Source organism: Sphaerotilus uruguayifluvii (assembly GCF_013294065.1).
Lineage (GTDB): Bacteria > Pseudomonadota > Gammaproteobacteria > Burkholderiales > Burkholderiaceae_C > Sphaerotilus > Sphaerotilus uruguayifluvii.
Genome location: NZ_JABSNM010000003.1, coordinates 97,351 through 117,066 on the forward strand (window position 1 = coordinate 97,351; position 19,716 = coordinate 117,066).

Annotated in this window: 11 protein-coding genes and 1 tRNA gene; all 12 read right to left on the reverse strand. The window is 72.9% G+C overall.

Features of this window, described 5'->3' with window-relative positions:
* Positions 1-318 precede the first annotated feature (318 nt).
* Positions 319-672: a hypothetical protein gene (locus tag HNQ01_RS04515; RefSeq protein ID WP_173804180.1), complete on the reverse strand. Its 354-nt coding sequence runs from the start codon at positions 670-672 to the stop codon at positions 319-321.
* A 176-nt stretch (positions 673-848) separates the two neighbouring features.
* Positions 849-1,166 carry a hypothetical protein gene (locus HNQ01_RS04520; RefSeq protein WP_173804181.1) on the reverse strand — a complete coding sequence of 106 codons (318 nt, stop codon included), beginning with the start codon at positions 1,164-1,166 and terminating at the stop codon, positions 849-851.
* Between the two features lie 2 nt (positions 1,167-1,168).
* Positions 1,169-1,399 (reverse strand): hypothetical protein, encoded by a 231-nt coding sequence (locus HNQ01_RS04525; RefSeq protein WP_173804182.1) that lies wholly within the window; start codon positions 1,397-1,399, stop codon positions 1,169-1,171.
* Between the two features lie 1,461 nt (positions 1,400-2,860).
* On the reverse strand, positions 2,861-4,141 hold the full coding sequence (locus HNQ01_RS04530; RefSeq protein WP_173804183.1) for a tyrosine-type recombinase/integrase: 1,281 nt from the start codon (positions 4,139-4,141) through the stop codon (positions 2,861-2,863).
* Between the two features lie 166 nt (positions 4,142-4,307).
* Positions 4,308-4,382 (reverse strand) — tRNA-Arg (locus HNQ01_RS04535).
* A 56-nt stretch (positions 4,383-4,438) separates the two neighbouring features.
* Positions 4,439-5,527, reverse strand: coding sequence for a hypothetical protein (locus HNQ01_RS04540; RefSeq protein WP_173804184.1), 1,089 nt, complete (start codon positions 5,525-5,527; stop codon positions 4,439-4,441).
* Between the two features lie 6 nt (positions 5,528-5,533).
* Positions 5,534-7,120 carry a hypothetical protein gene (locus HNQ01_RS04545; protein ID WP_173804185.1) on the reverse strand — a complete coding sequence of 529 codons (1,587 nt, stop codon included), beginning with the start codon at positions 7,118-7,120 and terminating at the stop codon, positions 5,534-5,536.
* A 160-nt stretch (positions 7,121-7,280) separates the two neighbouring features.
* On the reverse strand, positions 7,281-8,696 hold the full coding sequence (locus HNQ01_RS04550) for a GGDEF domain-containing protein (protein WP_173804186.1): 1,416 nt from the start codon (positions 8,694-8,696) through the stop codon (positions 7,281-7,283).
* Between the two features lie 116 nt (positions 8,697-8,812).
* Positions 8,813-9,862, reverse strand: a complete 1,050-nt coding sequence (locus HNQ01_RS04555; RefSeq protein WP_173804187.1) for a patatin-like phospholipase family protein — start codon at positions 9,860-9,862, stop codon at positions 8,813-8,815.
* A gap of 63 nt (positions 9,863-9,925) precedes the next feature.
* Complete coding sequence (locus HNQ01_RS04560) at positions 9,926-10,960, reverse strand: OmpA family protein (RefSeq protein ID WP_173804188.1); 1,035 nt, start codon at positions 10,958-10,960, stop codon at positions 9,926-9,928.
* Positions 10,961-10,966: 6 nt separating this feature from the next.
* Complete coding sequence (locus HNQ01_RS04565) at positions 10,967-14,371, reverse strand: hypothetical protein (protein WP_173804189.1); 3,405 nt, start codon at positions 14,369-14,371, stop codon at positions 10,967-10,969.
* Entirely contained in the window at positions 14,368-19,698 is a 5,331-nt protein-coding gene (locus HNQ01_RS04570; RefSeq protein WP_217427402.1) for an SdrD B-like domain-containing protein, read from the reverse strand. Before HNQ01_RS04570 ends, HNQ01_RS04565 begins: the two co-directional genes overlap by 4 nt.
* Positions 19,699-19,716 lie beyond the last annotated feature (18 nt).

Here is a 19,716-nt window from a genome sequence, read left to right on the forward strand (position 1 = left end):
TCGACGTGGCCGGGCTGCTCGGTGCGGCTCATGCCGCGATCGGCGCCGCGGGGTGAACGTCTTGCGGTGACACATGCGACGCTCTAAGTGTTCTTTCGGGGGGGTGCTCATGTCACGCGACAGAATGAGCACCCCCCCCCCAGCGTCTCGACGTGGCCGGGCTGCTCGGTGCGGCTCATGCCGCGATCGGCGCCGCGGGGTGAACGTCTTGCGGTGACACATGCGACGCTCTAAGTGTTCTTTTTGGGGGGTGCTCATGTCACGCGAAAGGAGAGCACCCCCCCAGCGTCTCGACGTGGCCGGGCTGCTCGGTGCGGTTCATGCCGCGATCGGCGCCGCGGGGCGGGGCGTCTTGTGGTGATCGGCGGCCCACTCCCCCAGGTCATCGGCGATGCCTGCCGCAGCGCATGCGGCCGACGCAGCCAGGCGAATCAGGGTGCCGCGGTCGGTGGCGGAGAACAGGGGCATGCCGTCTTCCGTCTCCCGCTCGATCTCGTCGCGCTCGATCATCTGCACCAGGAGGCCGGCGCCTGCGATCAGATCGCGGATCTTGCCCAGCGCGTCGAGAACCGGACCAGCCGGCAGCGATCGCACGCCGCCAGGCTCGACCAGGCGGACAGGGGCAAAAGCCGGTCCCGCCATGCGGGCCGATTCGGTACGTGAATGATTCATGTCGGTTCCTTTTGACGCGGCGCAGCCATGCCGCGGCGTAGCCCTCGACAGGTCGGGGCCGGGTGATGCGGTTGAAGGCCAGGGGCCGGATGCGAGTCAGGCGGGCGCGCTGGCGCTGGTGGCGGCCCGGATGTCGCGCCGGTCCCAGCGCCACGGGCCAAGGGCGCGCGTCGCGCTCATGCTGCACCCCCGTGGCGCAGCACCTCGGAGCGGATGAACCGTTCTTCCTCAGTGGCAGTCGTCACCCCCGTGTCGCCGGCCAGCTTGCGCCCGAAGTCGCAGCGCCAGGACAGCAGCGCCAGCGCATCGGACAGAACGCACGTCAAGGCGGTAGGTTCGAGCGTGTCGCGCACCAGCTCGCGCAGCGCGTCGGCGTCTCGCTCCAGGTCGGAGAACAGCAGCGCCAGCGCAGCCAGCGTGCCGGCCGGTGCGGTGTCATCGGCGCATGCCGCAGCGCCAGCCGGCACAGGGCTGGTGATCTTGTCGGGGTGCATGCTCAGGCCCTCCCGCAGACGGCCAGGCGGTCGGATGCGACCAGCTCGGCAGCCTTGGCGCGCAGCTCGGCGCGGCACAGGGCAGCACGGGCCGCCGCACGCTGGCGGGCCACGCTCAGGGCGAAGGCGCGGACCTGCTCACGGGCAGGCAGGCAGAAGGGGATGAAGCGGGCGGCACTGGCGCAGATGTGCGCAGCCGCCGTGCCGATGTGATCGGCCGGGGTCGTGGTCATGCTCTCGGCTCCGTTGTGAGCTTGAGGAACCCACACGCGACCCTTTCCACGGGGTAGCGGGTGGACTGGCGGATGTTGGAAACACGGACAACGTCGTGCCGCACGCCTTGCGAACGTGCGCATCCGCCAGCCCGAAACGCGAAGTATCCGGGCATGACAAAGCCGCACTTCGGGGCGGCATCCGCGTTGTCTTAGGTGTTTCCAGCACCTTTTTTCAGACTAGCACAGAAGTTCGCATGCGTGCGCGTTAGTTCGCATCAAGCCCGCGAACAGGTCACGATGCTGTGCGCTCTTGACCGGCCGGGCCTGCCGGTCCCGTGGCGCCACCGCAGCTAGGCTGACGCACCCGGCGCACCGCCCGGCCACCAGCACCAGGAGGCAGGCCCTCGACCTCGACCAGCTCGGCGCCGGCCGGCCAGCAGCGCCAGCGCCTCGACGTGCTCGCGGCCGGGCCTGCCGGCCCCGTGGTGCTGCCGCAGCCAGGCTGACGCAACCCGGCTCGATCGGCGCCGGCCGGCAGCAGGCGAGCGCCTCGACGTGCCCACGGCCGGGCCTGCCGGCTCCGTGGTGCAGCCGCGGCCAGCGCACCACCGGGCACGATCAGCGCCCCTGCGGTCCGCTGCTGGCGCTGGGCGCCGGCCACCACAGCACCAGGAGGCAGGCCCTCGACCTCGACCAGCCCGGCACCGGCCCGGCCAGCAGCGCCAGCGCCTCGACGTGCCCGCGGCCGGGGAGGGGCGTAAGGCCACCTGCTCGCGCACTGTTCGCCAGCACCCGCAGAAGTGCGCCAGGAGGCGAGGCCGGACCGATCCAGAGAACTGCCCGTTATCAGTATCACCCCCTTAGGAAAAGGTCCATGAACAGCGGATGACCGGGGGCCGAATTACCCGCGGTGGAGGCGGCCAGGAGGACCCGGCCTCCCCCCGGGTGGCGACTGGTGCGACTCGGTCGGCCACCGATGCGACAGAAGAGAAGAAGGAAGGTGTCCTGTCCTCTCTCCTTCCTGTTCCCACCTGTTCCCGATCTGTTCCCGCTGCCTCCCCCCTTTGTTCCCGATCTGTTCCCGGTGCGCTTCCTGCCCGTCAAGGGCGGCCTATGTCATTGATTCCATTGGGAAATCATCCCGTCGCAACCACTGCCCCGGGATGTTGTTCCCGATGCCGAGTGCAGTTCGCGGGGGAAATTCGCCTGCTTTTCCTCTTGGCGCACCCCTTCAGCCCGGCCAGATGCCGCGCGCAGACAATCCCGCCGCCGCCTTCCCCGGCGGCCAGCAGCACACGCCCACAGGCCGGCCGACCTGCCCAGACCCAGCCCACACGACACGCCCAGCACTGCCCCCGCTGTCCTGTCCAGATGGACGAAGCCCGGCACGGGGCCGGGCTGGTGGCATGCACAAGGGGCTGCAGGTCGGACCGTCGGCGCACGACAGCCAGGCCAGCACCAGGAGGAAGGGCGGCCCGATCAGGCGGCCCGGAACGGGATCACCTCGGCACCTCGCCGCAGCGTGTCCAGGTAGTCGGCCCATGCCTGCATCATCTGCCGGCGCTGCTTGAGGTACTGCGCCCGGTCATAGGCCGACCCAAGCGGCCCGCTCTTGGCGTGCGCCAACTGCGCCTCTATCCACTGCGGATCAATGCCCGGCAGGTTCTCCACGATGATCGTCCGGGCCAGCGCCCGGAACCCGTGTGCCGTCATCTCGTCCGAGCCATAGCCCAGCCGTCGAAGTGCACTGTTCAAGGTGTTCTCGCTGATCGGCAAACTCCCGGTGCGCAGGCTCGGGAAGCAGTAGACCCCCTCACCTGTCAGGGGCCGCAGCTCCTGCAGCAGCTCCACAGCCTGACGCGCCAACGGGACCAGGTGATCCGCCCCCCTCGCCTTCTGCTGCTTGGTGCGCTTCATCTCAGCAGACGGGATCGCCCACATTCCCGCCGACAGGTCCAAGTCTTCCCAGCGCATCCGCCGCACGTTCCCCGGGCGCTGGAAGGTCAGGGCCGCGACCTTCAAGGCCACCACCACCCACGGCATGCCGTCATAGCCGTCGATTGCCCGCAGCAGCTCGCCCACCTTCACAGGGTCGGTGATCGCCGCGTAATGCGTGGAAACAGGCGCCACCAGGGCGCCACGCAGATCGGCTGACGGATCACGCTCGGCGTGCCCCGTGGCCACGGCATACCGACAGACCAAGCCGAAGGTCTGCTTGACCCTCAGCGCCGAGTAGCCTGCCCCGCGTGCCTCCACCCTGCGCAGCACCTGCAGCAGCACGGGGGCAGTGATCTCGGGAAAGGTCATTCGCCCCAGCCACGGGAACAGGTCGCGTTCCAACTGCAGGCGGGACCGTCGGGCATATGTGGTGCTGACCTTCGGTTCATGGACCAGCGCCAGCCATTCCAGCGCCACGGCAGCGAACGATCCCGGCAGAGGCTTGCCCGCAGCCTCCAGGGCGGCCAGCTCCTGCCGCTGCTGCTGCTCGGCCTTCTCTTCCTTGCGTGCTTCGCTCGGGTCGATCCCCTGAGCCAGTAGCGCCCGCGCTTCCTCTCGTCGTGCCCGTGCCATCGCCAGCGACACCTCAGGGTACACGCCGAGGCTGATCCGCTTTTCCTTGCCCCCGTGCCGGTACTTCAGGCGCCACCACTTCGCCCCGTTCGGTCGGATCTCCAGGTATAGCCCGCCACCATCGGCCACCTTTCGGGGGCGATCTCCGGGGGCAGCTTTGCGGATTGCAAGGTCAGTCAGGGCAGACATGGGGGGGCAACTCTCAGACAGGGGCAACAGGTTGCCCCCGATGTTGCCCCTTCCGTTTCCCGGCTTCAAGCGGACAAGGGCGAAGCCAAGCGGACAAACAAAAAGCCCTAGATCGTTGATTTTCTAGGGCTTTTTGAACGAATGCGGGCAACTGCGAATGGGGCTCTGGTCCCCCCGACAGGAATCGAACCTGTATCTGGCGCTTAGGAGGCGCCCGTTCTATCCATTGAACTACGGGGAGAGCCGCTCCCGGGGTGCCCGAGAGACCGCGATTGTAGCCCGAAGGGACGGAGCCGGTCAGAAGCGCCGGGCCAGCGCCAGCTCGACCTGGGTCTGGCTGCTCGAGAAGCGCGAGGCGGTGCGCACGCCGTAGAGCATCGGCACCTCGCCGACCAGCCGGTGGTCGGCATGGCGCAGCTGCAGCGAGACGCGCGTGTCCGGGCCGAGGTCGCGCGACAGGCGCGCCGCCAGCGTGACGACACGTCCCACCGGCGTGCGGGTCGCGCCCGGGCCGTCGTCGATGCCGGGACGGCGCCAGCGCTGCAGGTCGGCGCCAGCGGAGAGCTGCCACGGCCCCTGGCGGCCATGCAGCGCCACGCCGAGATGGGCGAAGCGTGCGTCGTAGTTCGTCTCGCGCCGCGGATCGGTCTTCAGCAGCGACGCGGGCACGCTGATGATCAGCGGATAGGCGCAGTCGGGCCCCGGGCGGGCGATCAGGCGGGTGGTGCCGAATTCGAGCTCGTGCGAGCAGCCGCCGATCGTGGCCGCGCCGCCCAGGCCGCTGTTGGACACCGTGCTGCGGCCCAGGCCGGCCACCGCGGTGACCGCCACGCCCGGCCACGGCGTGCCGCCCTGGCCCAGCAGGTCGAGCTGCCACTGGCGGTCGCGCGGACGCTCGACGTCGAAGCGCGTGAGCTGCGCGTTCAGGCCGCTGACCTTCAGGCTGCCGCGGGTCGTCTGCGACAGCCGGTCGGCCCGATGGCCCCAGGCGCTGGCCTGGACGGCCCAGCGCAGCGGTGCGGCCTCGGGCGAGGCCGCGTCCGCCTCGTCAGGCGTCGACTGCCAGCGCAGCGAGCCTTCCCAGCCGCGCAGCCGGTGCAGGTCGCCGCCGTCATGCAGCGTCATGCCGCCCAGTCCGAGTCCGAGCCGCCACGGCCCGGCCTGGCCGCTCAGCGCCAGACGGTCCTGGTCGGCGGCCTCGCGCTCGCTGCCCGCCAGGCGGCCGAGCGCACGGGTGAAGTCATGCCCGAGCTCGACCTGCCAGCGCACGCCGGCCGCCGGCGGCTCGTCGATCAGCGGCAGCGTGTCGAGCGGCAGCGCCAGCACCGGCGCGGCGGCCAGCGCCAGGGTCGCCGGCAGCAGCGCCGGCCGCAGACGGGCGGACATCGCGGATCAGAAGGTCACGCGGCCCTGGATCGACACGCCGCCGACTTCGGCGGCGGTGACGGTGCTGCCCGGCGTGCGCACCGTGATGCGCGAGACGCCCAGGCGGGTGCCGTCGGCCTGGCGCAGGTCGGCGCCCGTGCCGACCATGCGCACCCGGAAGGTGCCGGTCTCGGTCAGCACGCGGTCGATCAGCGTGGTGTTGTCGGGGAAGCGCTTGCGCAGGCCGGCGGCGAGCTTCTGCAGGTCGATGCCGACGCCATCCGAGCACGAGCACAGGATGTTCGAGCTCAGGTCCGCGAACGGCGTCGCGCCGGTGCCGATCTCGATGCCCGCGCCGGTCTTCATGTAGAGGTGCAGCCCGGCATCGCTCTCGATCTGCGCGCGCACCCGATCGGTCTCGTCGCGCAGCAGCGTCACGCCGGACAGCCGGGCCTGCAGGATGCCGCCGGTGGTGGTGTTCTCGATCTCGATGCCCAGCGTCAGGCCGGCGCCCTTCTTCGGGATCGCCAGCCGGGTGGCGTCGATCGGCAGCTTGACGTAGTCCAGCGTCGCCAGCGTCTGGCCCGACAGCGTCAGGCCGGACTGGAACTGCGCCAGCGTCGCGGTCGTCAGCTGGCCGGAGACCGGGGCGATCTGCACCTGATCACCGGTGACGAAGACATACTGCGCGGCCGTCAGCGCGCTGGTGTCGGCCAGCCGGGTGCGCGCGACAGAGACCTGGGTGCTGTCCTTCAGGTCGACCTGGGAGATCAGCGTGCGCACCGCGTTGCTGCTGATCAGGTCACGCGCAGCGCTCAGCGAGGCCGCCGACCGGGTCTGCTGCGCGATCGCGGCCAGACCCTGCGCCGCCAGCTGGGCGGCATTGGCCAGCGCGGTCTCGTCGAGCGTGTCACGGCCCTTGTTGCCCTCGCGCAGGCCGCCCAGCGCCGCGGCCTGCACCAGCGCCTGCAGGCCGCTGTCGCTGGCGAAGACCGACGCGCCGCTGCCACGCACCTGTTCGGCCACCGCGGCGACGGCGCCACGGAAGGCCGCAGCCGGATTGCCGCCGGTGTCGGCGCTCAGCTCGGCGATGTCGACGAGGATCTTGGCGATGGCCGCGGCCGTCGTCGCGCGGGCGCTGTCCTTGGTCGGATCGAAGGTCGCGACATCGACGCCCGACAGGCCCAGCCGCTCCAGCACCGTCTGGAACTCGGCATCGGACAGGCCGCTGACGACCTTCATCGTCGTGAACGGCGAGACCACCATGCTGCCGGCAGCGGCGATGAACTGCCCCGGCGGCGCCTTCAGCGTCGTCAGGTCGTAGCCCGTGCCGGCGACCGAGGCGAGCCGGCCGCTGCAGGCGGCGGAGAACGCGTAGGCGCCGAGGCTGTCGGTGACGGCGCTGAGCTCGCCGCCGTCGAGCGCGCCGTTGCCGTTGTCGTCGCAGAACACCGTCGCGCCGACGACCAGGTCATCGACCAGCACGCCGCTGGAGGCCGAGGCCGCAGGCGTGGTCGGCGTGGTCGGGCTGCTGGTGCTGTCACCGCTGCCTCCGCAGGCGCTCAGACCGAAGGCAAGGACAAGGGAGGCGGGAAGAAGGCGCAGGGCATGCATGGGGGGACTCCTGGGAACGGCTCGGGCGATCGTATCGACGCCCCCGTTGCCAGAAATGCCGGGAAAGGCGAGCGATCGTCCGCCAATTCCCTCTGCAGCCGCCCGATCCGGCAGATCCGGCAGATCCGACGCGATCGCGTCGGACTCGGTCCGGGCCCGGTCAGGTCGGAGCCGAAACCGTGCAGACCCGGTCGCGCCCGGTCTGCTTGGCCTGGTAGAGCGCGCTGTCGGCGCGGCGCAGCAGGCCGAGCTCGTCATGGTCGCGAGCCGGATCGAAGGCGGCCACGCCGAAGCTGGCCGTCACATGCGCGGCCACCGGCGAGGCCGCATGCGGCAGCCGGCGCTGGTGCAGCAGCTCGATCATGCGCTCGACCAGCGCGGTGGCGCCCTCCAGGCCGGTGCCGTGCAGCAGCACCGCGAACTCCTCGCCGCCGTAGCGGGCGACCAGGTCGTCCTGGCGGGTGAAGACCGACTTCAGCAGCAGCGCGAACTGACGCAGGCAGTCGTCGCCGGCGGCGTGGCCGTAGTGGTCGTTGTAGGCCTTGAACGCGTCGATGTCGCCCATCACCAGCACCAGCGGCTCGCCGAGCAGGCGGGCCTGCGCCACCGCCTCGCGCAGGCGATCGTCGAACATGCGCCGGTTCGCCAGCGTGGTCAGCGCGTCGGTGGTGGCCAGGTGGCGCAGCCGGTTGCGGTCCTCGTGCAGGTCGGTCTCGTCGGACAGGCTCAGCAGCACGCCTGCGCTCATCGGCGCGATCTGCACCTGCAGGTAGCGCAGCCGCCCGTCGGCGGCCGGCAGCACGCGCGTGATCCGGCCGACCTGCCCGGTGACCATGACCTGGCGGCATTCGGCCTCGGCGTGCAGCAGCCGCCAGTCCGGCAGCACCCGGTGCACCAGCCGGCCGGTCACCTGCTCGCGCTCGACCTCGAACAGCTCGGCCAGGCGCGGATTGGCCATCAGCACCAGCCAGCCGCCGTCGTCCTCGCTCGCACCGTCGCCGGGCTCGACGCGGCGCAGCGCCAGCAGCGCGTCGCCGCTGGCGTCGACCACGTCGGCGTAGAGCTCGTGGCGCATCTGCAGCGGCCGGCCGTAGACCAGCACCCAGTCGCCGCCGTCGGTCGGCGCCAGCGGCAGCACCAGCCGCTCCCAGGTGAAGACCGGCTGGCTGCGCTCGGCCACATGCACCGCGTAGACCGGCTGGTTGCTGGCCAGCGCCTCGAGCTGCAGATCGCGGAACAGCGCCGCACGCTCCGGACCGAGCTCGGACAGGCGCCCGCCGGTGCGGTCGACGCCGGTGTGGCGGCAGATCTCGCTGCCGTAGTGGCCGTAGACGAAGTCGTCGGGCAGCGGATCGCCCGGCAGCGGCGGCTCGCGGCGCAGCAGCATCAGCCGGCCATGCAGCCGGTGCCACAGGCCGTCGGCGAAGGCGGACAGCGGCGCCCGGCCCTGCGGGTCACGGCCCTGCGTCCAGCGACGGCACAGCGCGACGATCTCCGGGTTGTCCACCCTCGCCTCGATGCCTTCGCGGATCACCTGATGCCAGCTGCCGCTGCCGGCCTGGACGCCCTCGACCATCCCTTGTGCCCGTTACCTCTCCGGCGATCGCCCGGACCGCCTGCACTGTTGCTCAACCGGAGCCGATTCTGACCGATCCGCGATGTCGGTCTTTTTTCACGAATGATACCGGCGACTCACGCGAAGGTCGCCGACAGGTCGGTCGTCGAGCGGCGCCCGATCTCGTCGTGATGCTGCGCCAGCCACTGCCAGGCGCGCTGTCGGCCGAGATCGCGCAGGTGGGTCAGGAAAGGCCGGTGCGCGATCATCCGCGACTCGCCCGGCAGCGCCGCCAGCGCCTGCCGCTCGTCGATCAGGTGCAGCCGCAGGCTGCGCAGGCGGCGGGCCAGCGGGCCGGCGCCCCAGCCGGTGCCCGCGCACGCGTCATGCCGGGCCTGGCCCAGCAGCTGCGCCTCGCGCTGGAAGGCGGCGCCGAAGGCGATGTCGAGCGAGCGCTCGCGAATGCCGGCGGCGCTGTCGGGCATGTCGGCGAAGCGCAACGGCATCAGCATGACGATCAGCAGGTCGGCGCCGACCGGGCCGTGCTCGACCAGCGGCCACAGCGGCGGATTGGCGCTGAAGCCGCCGTCCCAGTGCGGCAGTCCGTCGATCATGACGGTGCGGTGCAGCGTCGGCAGGCAGGCCGAGGCCAGCGCCACCTCCACCGACAGGCCGGGGTTGTCGAACAGCCGCAGCCGGCCGGTGTCGGCCCGGGTGGTGGCGATGAACAGGCGCGGGGCCTCGTCCCGGCGCAGCCGCTCGAAGTCGATCCGCTCCAGCAGCAGGTCGCGCAGCGGATTCAGGTCGAGCGGATTGATCTGCTGCGGCGCGAACAGCCAGCGGCTCCACTGCATCGCCAGGCGCACGCCGCCGTGCAGGCTGGGCCGGCGCTCGTCGCCGACGACGAACCAGTGGGTGGGCAGCAGCTCGCCGAGCCGGCCCCAGAAGGCGTCGAGCGCCTCGCGCGCCCCGTCGGCGCCGCCGCGCAGCCAGCCGTCGGCCAGCACCAGCGCGTTCATCGCGCCGGCGCTGGCGCCGCTGATCGCCTGCGGCGAGAAGCGGCCGCTCTCGAGCAGCGCATCGAGCACGCCCCAGGCGTAGGCGCCGTGCGCGCCGCCGCCCTGCAGCGCCAGGCTCAGCGGCAGCGGCTCACGGGCGCGCCGGCGCAGCAAGGGAAGGGAGAACATCGCGGGCGGGCTGCGCGGGCAGCCAAGTCATGCTGCACCGCAGTATGCCCGCGCGATCCGGACTCAGCGTGGCACGCCGGTGATGTCCACCTCGACGCGGCGGTTCGGCTGCAGGCAGGCCCGCAGCGCCGCCGGGCTCTTCTGGCCGCACTCGACCACCGGCTGCTCGCTGCCGCGGCCCGTGGCGATCATCGACACCGCGACGCCGCGGCCGGCCAGGTAGGCGCGGATCGCCTCGGCGCGGTCCTGCGAGAGCTTGCGGTTGTAGGCCTCGCCGCCGAGCCGGTCGGTGTGGCCGATCAGCTCGAGGCGGTCGATGCGCGCATAGACCTTGTCCAGGCGCACCGCCAGCTGGTCGAGCTGGGCGCGGCCGCCCGGCAGCAGGTCGTCGATGCCGCGGCGGTCGAAGCCGAACAGCACGCTGGCGCTCAGCACGATGCGCTCGTTGACCACCGGCGGGGGCACCGGCGGGGCCGGCGGCGCAGGCGGAGCCGGCGGTGCGGGCGGCGGATCGACCGGGCACTGCTCGGCCGCGCGCACCGCATCGCCGACCTGGTCCTCGGCGATCTGGATGTAGGGCTTGGCATGACGCCAGCCGAGCTGGTTGTGCTCGTTGCCGGCATGCACCAGCTCGACCTCGGCGCAGGCGGCGAGCTGCTGCGCGCAGGCCCAGCCGCGGTGCTCGCGCAGCGCGCCCAGCCGGGTCCACAGGTCCTCGCGCAGCCGCGCCGCGCCGTTGACCAGCGGCGTCTGGCGCGACGGATCGGCCTCGGCGCCGGCCACGCCGCCACCGGCCAGCCAGCCGGTGATGCGGCGCGACTCGCGCAGCGCCTCGGCCGGGAAGGCCGAGCGGTCGTTGCGGGTGTATTCGTGGAAGCTGACGTCGAGCCAGCACTGCGCCTTGGCCAGCGGATGGCTGCGCAGCGGGTGGCGGCCGGTGGCGTTCAGGTCGGCGATGGCCTGCTGCTGCGCGCGGTAGGCGGCATGGTCGGCGGCGAGCTCGCCGTCGGTGGCGGCATCGGCGCGGGCGGCCACGGGCGCGAGCATCAGCAGCGACGCCGCCGCCAGCGTGGAGAGGGAAACGCGGAGATTCTTCATGATGGGTCAGCGCGGCAGCGCGCGGTTCACGACCGGGTCGGCCCCGGCAAACAGGTCGGCGTCGAACTTGAAGCGCAGCCGCAGGTAGGCACCGCGTGCGGTGTAGTCGCTCGAGAGATCGCGGTCGCTGAAGCCGCTGGCGTTGTACCCGGCCGACAGCCACAGGTTGGACTGCACCAGATAGCCCACCTCGACGCCGACCGAACGCTGCCAGGCCCCGCCCGGCTGCCCGGCCGCGTGGCCGCGCATCAGGCTCAGCTGCAGTCCCAGGTCCCAGCGCTCGGTGAGGTCGCGGATCAGCCGCCCGCCCACCAGCCAGGCGCGGTAGCTGTCCTGAACGCCGCCATCGGTGGAGGGGAAGCGCTCGACCACCGTCTTGCCCGCCAGCCGCCCCGAGGCCCACCAGGCCCGCGCGGGATGCACGTTGGCCTGCACCGCGCCGACATGCACCCGGCGCCACTCGTCCGTGGCGTTGATGTTGTCCTCGACCTTGTATTCGTACTTGCCCAGCACGTCGATGCGGTTGTGGTCGACCGGGCGCCAGGCCAGGCCGACCTGGAAGCGGTCCTGCCAGCCGTTGGCCCGCGCGCCGTGGTTGTCGGTCGCCAGGTAGTAGTTGCGCGCCAGCGCGGTCCAGTCGCGGTCGAGGCGGCGCACCGCGGTCAGCGTCGTCAGCCAGCTGTCCTGGGCCGTCAGCGTGCCCGCCGTGGTCGACGAGGGGGTGCTGCTGCTCGCGGCTTCCAGCCGGCGCCATTCCAGCCGGCCCGAGGCCTTCCACCACTCGCTGGCGGTCCAGTCGGCGCCGACGGTGGCGGCGGTGGCGTTCTGGCCGGTGCCGTCGAGGATGCGCAGCCGCTCCAGGCCTGTCGTCATCGCCAGACCCTCCTTCAGCTGCCAGACGTTGCGCACGCCGGTGGCCAGCTGCGAGGCCCGGCCGTCGCTGGCGTCGCGCAGGCGGTACTCGCTGAAGACCTCGCCGCCGTCCATGTAGCGTCCGTCGATGCCCAGCGCGATCGCCTGGCCGCGGCTCGTGCCGCTGTCGAGCGCGTAGCGCGAGGACAGGCCGGCCTGGTGCTCGGCGCGGGCATAGAGCCGCGCGCGCTCCGCCAGCTGGTAGCTCGCCGCCAGCTCGACGCGGTGGCGGTCCTGGCCGTCGACCGAAGCCTCGGCCAGACCGCGCAGCGTCCAGCGATCGCCGGCCCGCCAGGTCGCGCCGACGAAGGCGGTCGTGGTGTCGAGATCGTCGACCGTGCCCGGCGCGGCGCCGGTGCTGCTGGCCAGCGCACCGTTGACGTTCAGCAGCGAGGTGCTGCCCGAGCCGCTGAAGCCGCCGTCGGCGCCCGGCGTGTAGTAGCTGCCGGCCGACGGATTGGCCGCCAGGCTGGCGAGCGCGCCGCGCAGGCGGCCGCGCTCCTCGATGCGGCGCAGGCCGACGCCGACGGTCAGCGCCGGGCTCAGCCGGTAGTCGGCGCCGACGGTGGCGCCGCCGGCGCGGGCGCCGGTGTCGGTGTCGCGGTCGCGGCGCAGGTCGGTCTTCAGCGTCCAGCGCTCGCCGGCTTTCCAGGCGGCCGAGGCGCCGACCTGCTCGCTGCCGGGCTGCACGCCGGCGGCGGTGTTGGCGAAGGACGCGCCGGTGCGCGCCGCGCGCAGCCGCGCCTCGAGCTGCTCGTCGCGGTGCAGGAGCTCGACGCGCGCAGCGCGTCCGGTCGCGGTGCCGCTGTCGGGCAGCACCGGCGCGCCCACCAGCGAGGTGCCGACCGCGCTCAGCGAGGCCTCGGTCTGCGCCGCCTCGACGACCAGCTCGGTGGCCGCGCCCAGCTTCACGCCCGCATGCACGCTGGCGAGCCGGAAGCGCGCCTGCGGATTGCGGTCCTCGACGATCGCGCCGCCCAGGCTGGCGCGCTCGCCGAGGTTGATCTGGCCGTCGGCGCCGGCCAGCCAGAAGGCGTCGCCGCCCTGGTCGACCTCGTAGCTGACGCGCAGGTGGATCGGGTTGCCGTCGGCGTCCTGGCTCGGGATCGGGCGCGTCAGCAGGATGCGGCCGCTGAAGGGCTCGAAGCTGTAGTCGACCAGCCGCACCAGCGTCGTCACCGACAGCACGGTGTTCAGGTTGTTGCGGTCGCGCACGATCAGCTGGATCTGCTCGCTGTTCTCGAGCGCCTGCGTGCCGCTGACCGCGAACGGGCCGCTGGTGCCGTTGGCGGCGATCTCCTCGGTGGCATGGCGCAGCGTGTCGCGGCTGGCGAAGACGTTGACGAAGCCGTCGGCGCTCTCGCGGTGCAGCTTCACGCCGGTCATCGCGCGCTGGTAGCTGCCGAGCTGGCGCAGCCGGGTGCCGGCGACCACGCCGCCGCCGGCCGCGGCGACGACACCCTCGCCGGAGGCGAAGTCGCCGAACATCGCGAAGCTGCGGCCCTCGTCGACGCGCACGTACAGCCGCGAGGAGCTGCGCGCCTCGAAGCCCTTGACGCTGGCGTCGCCGTAGACCGGATAGAACTCCTCCGGCCGGATGTCGCCGAGCAGGCGCGCGCGCGTGTCCTTGTCGGAGTCGTAGGCCAGCGTCAGCAGCCGGTCGCCGCGGATCTTGCCCTTCAGGAACAGCGCCGCGCGGGCCGCGGCCTGGCCGCGGCCGCTGTCGAAGCCGCGGCTCCAGCTGCGCAGCTCGGCCTCGAAACCGTCGTCGACGCGCGCCGGCGAGATCGCGCCGTCGTAGCGCCGCGAGGTGCGGCCGATGACGCCCTCGATCAGGCCGGCGGCGATCATCTCGCGCACGTCCGGCTCGAAGCCGATCGTGCCGGCCACCTCGGCCTCGCCGGCGGTCAGGCGCAGCGCGACATCGCCGGGCTGCGCCGGCGCGATCAGGCTGAAGCTCGCCACGCCGTCGTTCACGCGCAGCTGCGTGCCGGGCACCGCCCGGTCGGCGTCGCGGCGGCCCGCGCCGCCCTCCTCGGTCGAGGCGCCGGGCAGCAGCAGCCGCGCGCCGCCCTTGAGCTCGATCGTCACCAGCACCGGCCGGCGCATCGGCAGGCCGTCGCGGTCGAAGACCTGCACGGTCACCTGCACCGGCGTGACGCCGTCGGCCGGGGCCCCGGCCCCTCTCACCTCGACCGACAGCCGGCCGACCTCCGCATTGGCGGCGTAGGCACCGTCGAGCAGGATGCGCGGTGCGCCGGCCGGCTCGGGCAGCGTGAACAGCGGCCGGTAGCGGCCGGGCTCGTCGCCGAGCGGGCGCACCGGATCGGAATCGACCTGGGCGCGGGCCACGCCGCCCAGGGCCAGGCCGGCGGCCAGCACGGGCAGCGCCCGCCGCACGGCCGCGTTCAGCGGCGACAGGTTCAGGGACATCGTCGGGAATCGGTTCGGTCGGACCGCCTGCTCGGGGCGGGTCTTCGGCAGCGGCAGGCGGCTCATCGCGTGCCCTCCTCGAGCGCCGGCACGGTCGCGCCGGAGGAGGCCGGGTTGCGCGAGACCGGCTCGCGCAGCGTCTCGGTGGTCTCGGTGCGGGCGCCGGCCGGGCCGGCGCTGCCCGCCGCCTGGCGCGGCTTGACCGCGCCGGGCTCGCCCTGGCCGGCGGCCGTGCCGCGCTGGCGCGCGCTGTCGGTGGCCTGCGCCGGCGCGGTGACCGGCCGGCCATCGAACTTCAGCACCCGGCCGCCCTTCTTCTCGGTGTCGAGCGACTGCGTCTCGCCGCGGGCGCGCCGGGCCTTGACCTGCTCGAGCACGGTGTTGGAGCAGCTGCCCTCGATGAAGTCGGCACGGTGCAGTTCGCCGTTCTTCAGGTCGAGGAAGAGGCTCGCGGCATCGCCGGCATTGCGGTTCGAGCTGGTGGTCAGCCGGCTGCCGCGCGGCAGCGTCGAGCCGTCGACCACCATCACCGCGGTGCGCGGCGCCAGGCCGCAGACGCTGTACTTGCCCTCGACATCGCTGATCAGCGAGGTGCCGTCGCTCAGGTAGAAGCGCACGCCCGGAATGCCCGGCTCCTCGGGCCCCTGCACATGGTCATGGTTGCAGTCGACGAAGACGCGGCCGACCACGCAGGCCTCGGCGCCGAACACGCCGCCGGTCACCCGGACGCGGAACTGGCTGACGTTCGAGCACAGGCCGTCGCTGGCGGCCGAGCAGTTCGCGCCCGGCGTGCCGGTGGCCTGGGCGCGGTTGATGCCGGTGCCCTGCTGTGCGCCGACGCCGATGCGCACCCGGTAGCTCAGCGTGTGGCTGCCGCCCGCGGCCAGCGCGCCGACCTGGAAGCGCAGCACCGGCCCCGGCAGACCGCCCGGATCGGCGATCGTGCGGCCGTCGACCATCGCGGTGCCGGCGATGTAGCGGAAGCCCGCCGGCAGCGTGTCGATGATCTCGACCGCCGGCAGCGTCGCGCCGCCGCTGTCGGTGCGGCGCACCGTGATGCTGTAGCGCACCGAGTCGCCGATCTCCGCCTGCGTGCGGTCGCCGGTCTTGATGACCAGCAGGCCGGTGCCGGCCGACGGATCGAGCGGAATGTGGTTGTTGATGATGTCCGGGCCGTTGACCGGGTCGAGGCGGACCGAGAGGTAGTAGGCGGTCGACTCGCTGCCGCTCGGCGGCGCGGCCTGCGCCTGCACGGTGCAGACGCCGCCGGCGGCGCCGTTGGTGCAGCCGGTCGGCGGCACCAGCGTGCCGGCCTGCGCCGGGATCGAGCCGCTGGCGGCGTAGCCCGCGGTCGGCGTGACACGCAGCTGGTAGGCGGCGGCGCCAGGACAGCCCGCCGGCGGCGGGTTGATCAGCAGGAAGCTGTAGGCACCGGCCAGCGCGCCGCTGCCGGAGGTGGTGACCTGGTTCGTGCCGCCGATCAGGCAGCCGCCCGGCACCGCCTGGCCGCCGGCGTCGAGCAGCTCGACCGCCACGCCGCCGAGCGCGGCCCGGCTGCTGCTGTCGTAGACGACGCCCGCCGGGTCCAGCGGCAGACTCTGGTTGATGCGGGTGGTGCCGGCCGACACCGCCACGCCGCTGATCACGCCGGAGGCGACGACGCCGGTCGAGGCGTCCGCGCTCGGGTCGTTGCCGCCGGCCGGATCCTTCGAGATCGGCCGGCCGTAGTACGAACCGGTGGCCGGGTCTCGGAAGCGGATGGTGTAGCTGCCGGCGGTCAGCCCCTGCACGCGGTAGTCGCCGCTGGCGTCGGTCGTCGCGGTCGCGACCTGCGTGCCGGAGGCGTCGATCACCTCCACCCGCAGGCCGGCGACGCCGCGCTCGCCGCTGCCCTGCGCGCGGTCATGGTCGGCGTCGAGCCAGGCCCGGCCGCTGACCGAACCGACACGCTGCACCGGCGTCGGATCCTGGTAGCTGTTGTTCGACTGCAGGCGGCTCGAGACCTCGCCGCCGCCGCTGATCGACACCCGGTTGACCGGGGCCGCGCTGCCGCCGCACAGGCCGGAGGCATCCGGCGTCGCGCAGGCCTCGGCCGAGACGATGACGTCGAGCGTGATCGCCGGCGCCTCGCTGCCGGCGGCCAGCACCTGGCTGGAGGTGCAGCTGGCGACGCCGGCGCCGATGCGGGTGGCGCTGCAGTCCCAGCCGGCGCCGGTCGGCACCGACGCGACCGTCATGCCGGCCGGCAGCGTGTCGACGACCGTGTAGCTCGCGCTGGTGGCCGAGCCGGTCGAGGCATTGCGCGCGACGATGGTGTAACGGCCGCCCTGGCCCTCGACGAGGGTCGCCGGCGCATGCGACTTCGACACCGTCAGGTCCGGCTCGCCGGCGATGTCGACGACGACGGTGGCGGTGTCGCAGGCCGCCGGCACGCTGGCCGGCAGCGTGCACAGGCGGTAGGTCACGGTGTAGCGGCCCGCGGCGGTGCCCGACGGCACGACCAGCCGGCCCGAGGCGTCGATCGACGCGCCGCCCAGGCCGCCGGCATCGACCAGCGCGACGCTGCGCGCGCCCTCGGCCACCGGGCTGCCGCCCAGCGTGTCGTTGCCGGTCAGCACCACGGTCGAGCCGGTCGGCGGCACGGTGACCGTGCCGTCGTCGACCGCGTCGATCACCGGCACGCTCGCCAGCGCGCTGTTGTTCGCGCCGTTGACGTCGTTGCTCGCGCCGGTGCTTGCCGGCACGTTCAGCACGCCGCTGGCCGGCGCGGTCATCGTGATGCCGCAGCGGATCGCGCTGCCCGCGGCCAGGCTGGCCAGCGGCAGCGTGACCGGGCTGCCATCGACGCTGCAGCCGGACGTCGTGACGCCGGCGCCGCCGGTGCAGGTGGCCTGCAGCGCCGCGTCCGGGCCGGCGTTGGTGCAGGTCAGCGTGCCGGTGACGGTCGCGCCGGGAGAGGCCGCGCTCGGCAGGCCGCCGATCGTCACCGACAGGTCGGCCGAGGTCGCGGTGGCCGTGACCGTCAGCGTCGCGGTATCGCACGAGGCCGCGTCGAGCGCCGGCGCGCAGACCCGGTAGGTCACGGTGCAGCTGCCGCTGGCCGGCACGTCATAGGTCGCGGTGCCGGCGGTCGAGACCGAGGCGTTGGCGCAGCTGCCGCCGGTGCGGGTGAAGGTGCTGCCGTCCGGGAACTGGTCGTTGGCGTCGAGCCGGCTGGTCTGGCCGCCCAGGCCGCCCCGGCGCGCCTCGACGTCGTCGACCGCGTCGATCAAGGTCGCGGGCGCCTGCGTGGTGTTGTTCGACGCGACGCTGTCGTTGCTCGCGCCGGTCGTGCCGGTGAAGACGAGCGCGGTGGTCGGCTCGTCGCTGCCGCCCTGCGTGCCCGGCGCGGTGTACGAGAAGGTGCAGGTGATCGCGGCGCCTGCAGCCAGCGTCGCCGCCCCGGCCGGGCTGCACGACAGGCCCGAGATCGTGCCGGTCGAGACGCTCGGCGCGCACAGCGGCGCCTGCGCGGTGGCGCCACCGGCGGCGTTGGTGCAGGTCAGCGTCAGGCCGGAATAGGTCTGGCCCGGCGCGACCACCTTCGGCAGGCCGGAGAACACCGGCGAGAGGTCGGCCTCGCGCAGCGGGACCTGCGCGGTCGTGGTGTTGTTGGACGCGACCGCGTCGTTGCTGGCGCCGGTCGTGCCGGTGAGCGTCACCGACGAGGCCGTGCCCGCCGGCGGCGCGGTGTAGTCGAAGGTGCAGACGATGGACGCCGCCGCGGCCACCGTCGCCGGCACCGCCGGCGTGCAGACGGTCGACGCGATCGTGCCGACCGACGCGGTGGGCACGCAGGTGGCCGCGCTGGCAGTGGCGCTGCCGGCGGCGTTGGTGCAGGTCAGCGTCAGGCCGGAATAGGTCCGGCCGCCCTCGAACAGCGTCGGCAGGCCCGAGAAGGCCGGCGAGAGATCGGCCGCGGTCACGACGATGGTCGCGATCGCGGTGTCGCAGACCGCCGGCGTCAGCGCCGGGTTGGCGCAGATCTGGTAGCTGACGCTGTAGCTGCCCGGCGCGGCGCCCGCCGGCACGCTGAACTGGCCGGTCGACGGATCGAAGCTCGCGCCGGAGGTCGGCGCCCCCAGCGCCGACAGCGTGACGTTCGACAGCGTCGCCGCGCTGCTGCCGTGGGTGTCGTTGGCCAGCACCGACAGCGACGCGGCGGTGCCATAGGGCGTGGTCGTGCTCTCGTCGCGCGCGTCGATCAGCGGCGCGGTCGCGGTGGTGACGTTGTTGGCGGTGTTGCCGTCGTTGCTCGCGCCGGTCGTGCCGGTGAAGGTCACGAAGGTGGTCGGCTCGTCGGTGCCGCCCTGCGTGCCGGGCGCGGTGTAGCTGAAGGTGCAGACGACCGAGCCCTGCGCGGCCACCGTCGCCGGCGTCGCCGGCGAGCAGCTCACCGCGCCGACCGTGCCGGCCGAGACCGTCGGCACGCAGGTCGTCGCGGTCGCCGCGCTGGTGCCGGCCGGATTGGAGCAGGTCAGCGTCAGGCCGGCATAGGTCTGGCCCGGCCGGATCGCCGTCGGCAGCCCCGAGAAGGCCGGCACGACGTCGACCCAGCCGTCGGGCACGCCGACCTGGATGCCGTACTGGCGCGACTCCCAGTAGCCGCCGGCCGCGCTCGACGAGATCTCGACGCCGAAGCTGAAGTCCACCGTCGACAGCGACGAGGTGTAGTTGGCCGAGACCTCGACGTTGTTGGTCGTCTCGCTCAGCCCGGGATAGAAGACGTAGTAGCCGGCGCCGGAATCGCAGCCGCCGCCCGCCAGCGGGCCCGAGCACAGCACCGGGCTGTAGGCCAGGCCGCCGTCGAGCGCGACGGTCTGCTCGAGCTGGCTGCCGGGCTGCGGCGCCTGGGTCGTGCCGTGGAACTCGATGCGCTCGCGGAAACCGGTCGCCGGCGTGCTGAGGTAGCCGCCGTCGGTATCGAGGCTGGTCACGAAGACCGGCGCGGGCACGGCCTGCGGCGTCGAGGTGCCCGGCGTGACGAAGGTCAGACGGAAGCGCACCTGCGACTTCGCGCCCGGCGTGCTGTTGCCCAGCACCTCGCCGCCGATGTAGGAGGCGGTGCTGCCGAAGCCGGCGCGCGGCGTGGCCGGCGCGGCGCCATTGCTCGTCGACACCACCGTCATCAGCACGTCGCGCTGCAGCACCGAGGAATACGGCGCCGGCACGACATTGCGGAAGCGCCGCGTGCCGTTGGTCAGGCAGCCGTCGGTCGAGCCCTCGCAGACCGAATCGGCCCAGCTGAACAGCACCGCCGCCCGGGCCGGCAGCGCGCACAGCAGGCCGGCGGCCAGCACCAGCGCGGTGCACCGGAGCGACGGAAAGGATCGGCGCACTCCGGACAGGAGCACGGACAGGAGCGCAGCAAG

What these genes read in the sequence shown, in the direction of transcription:
- HNQ01_RS04560 (WP_173804188.1), bottom strand. Translation starts at nt 10,960, where the DNA reads ATGAAGAATCTCCGCGTTTCCCTCTCCACGCTGGCGGCGGCGTCGCTG.
- HNQ01_RS04530 (WP_173804183.1), bottom strand. Translation starts at nt 4,141, where the DNA reads ATGTCTGCCCTGACTGACCTTGCAATCCGCAAAGCTGCCCCCGGAGAT.
- HNQ01_RS04525 (WP_173804182.1), bottom strand. Translation starts at nt 1,399, where the DNA reads ATGACCACGACCCCGGCCGATCACATCGGCACGGCGGCTGCGCACATC.
- HNQ01_RS04515 (WP_173804180.1), bottom strand. Translation starts at nt 672, where the DNA reads ATGAATCATTCACGTACCGAATCGGCCCGCATGGCGGGACCGGCTTTT.
- HNQ01_RS04520 (WP_173804181.1), bottom strand. Translation starts at nt 1,166, where the DNA reads ATGCACCCCGACAAGATCACCAGCCCTGTGCCGGCTGGCGCTGCGGCA.
- HNQ01_RS04540 (WP_173804184.1), bottom strand. Translation starts at nt 5,527, where the DNA reads ATGTCCGCCCGTCTGCGGCCGGCGCTGCTGCCGGCGACCCTGGCGCTG.
- HNQ01_RS04565 (WP_173804189.1), bottom strand. Translation starts at nt 14,371, where the DNA reads ATGAGCCGCCTGCCGCTGCCGAAGACCCGCCCCGAGCAGGCGGTCCGA.
- HNQ01_RS04545 (WP_173804185.1), bottom strand. Translation starts at nt 7,120, where the DNA reads ATGCATGCCCTGCGCCTTCTTCCCGCCTCCCTTGTCCTTGCCTTCGGT.
- HNQ01_RS04550 (WP_173804186.1), bottom strand. Translation starts at nt 8,696, where the DNA reads ATGGTCGAGGGCGTCCAGGCCGGCAGCGGCAGCTGGCATCAGGTGATC.
- HNQ01_RS04555 (WP_173804187.1), bottom strand. Translation starts at nt 9,862, where the DNA reads ATGTTCTCCCTTCCCTTGCTGCGCCGGCGCGCCCGTGAGCCGCTGCCG.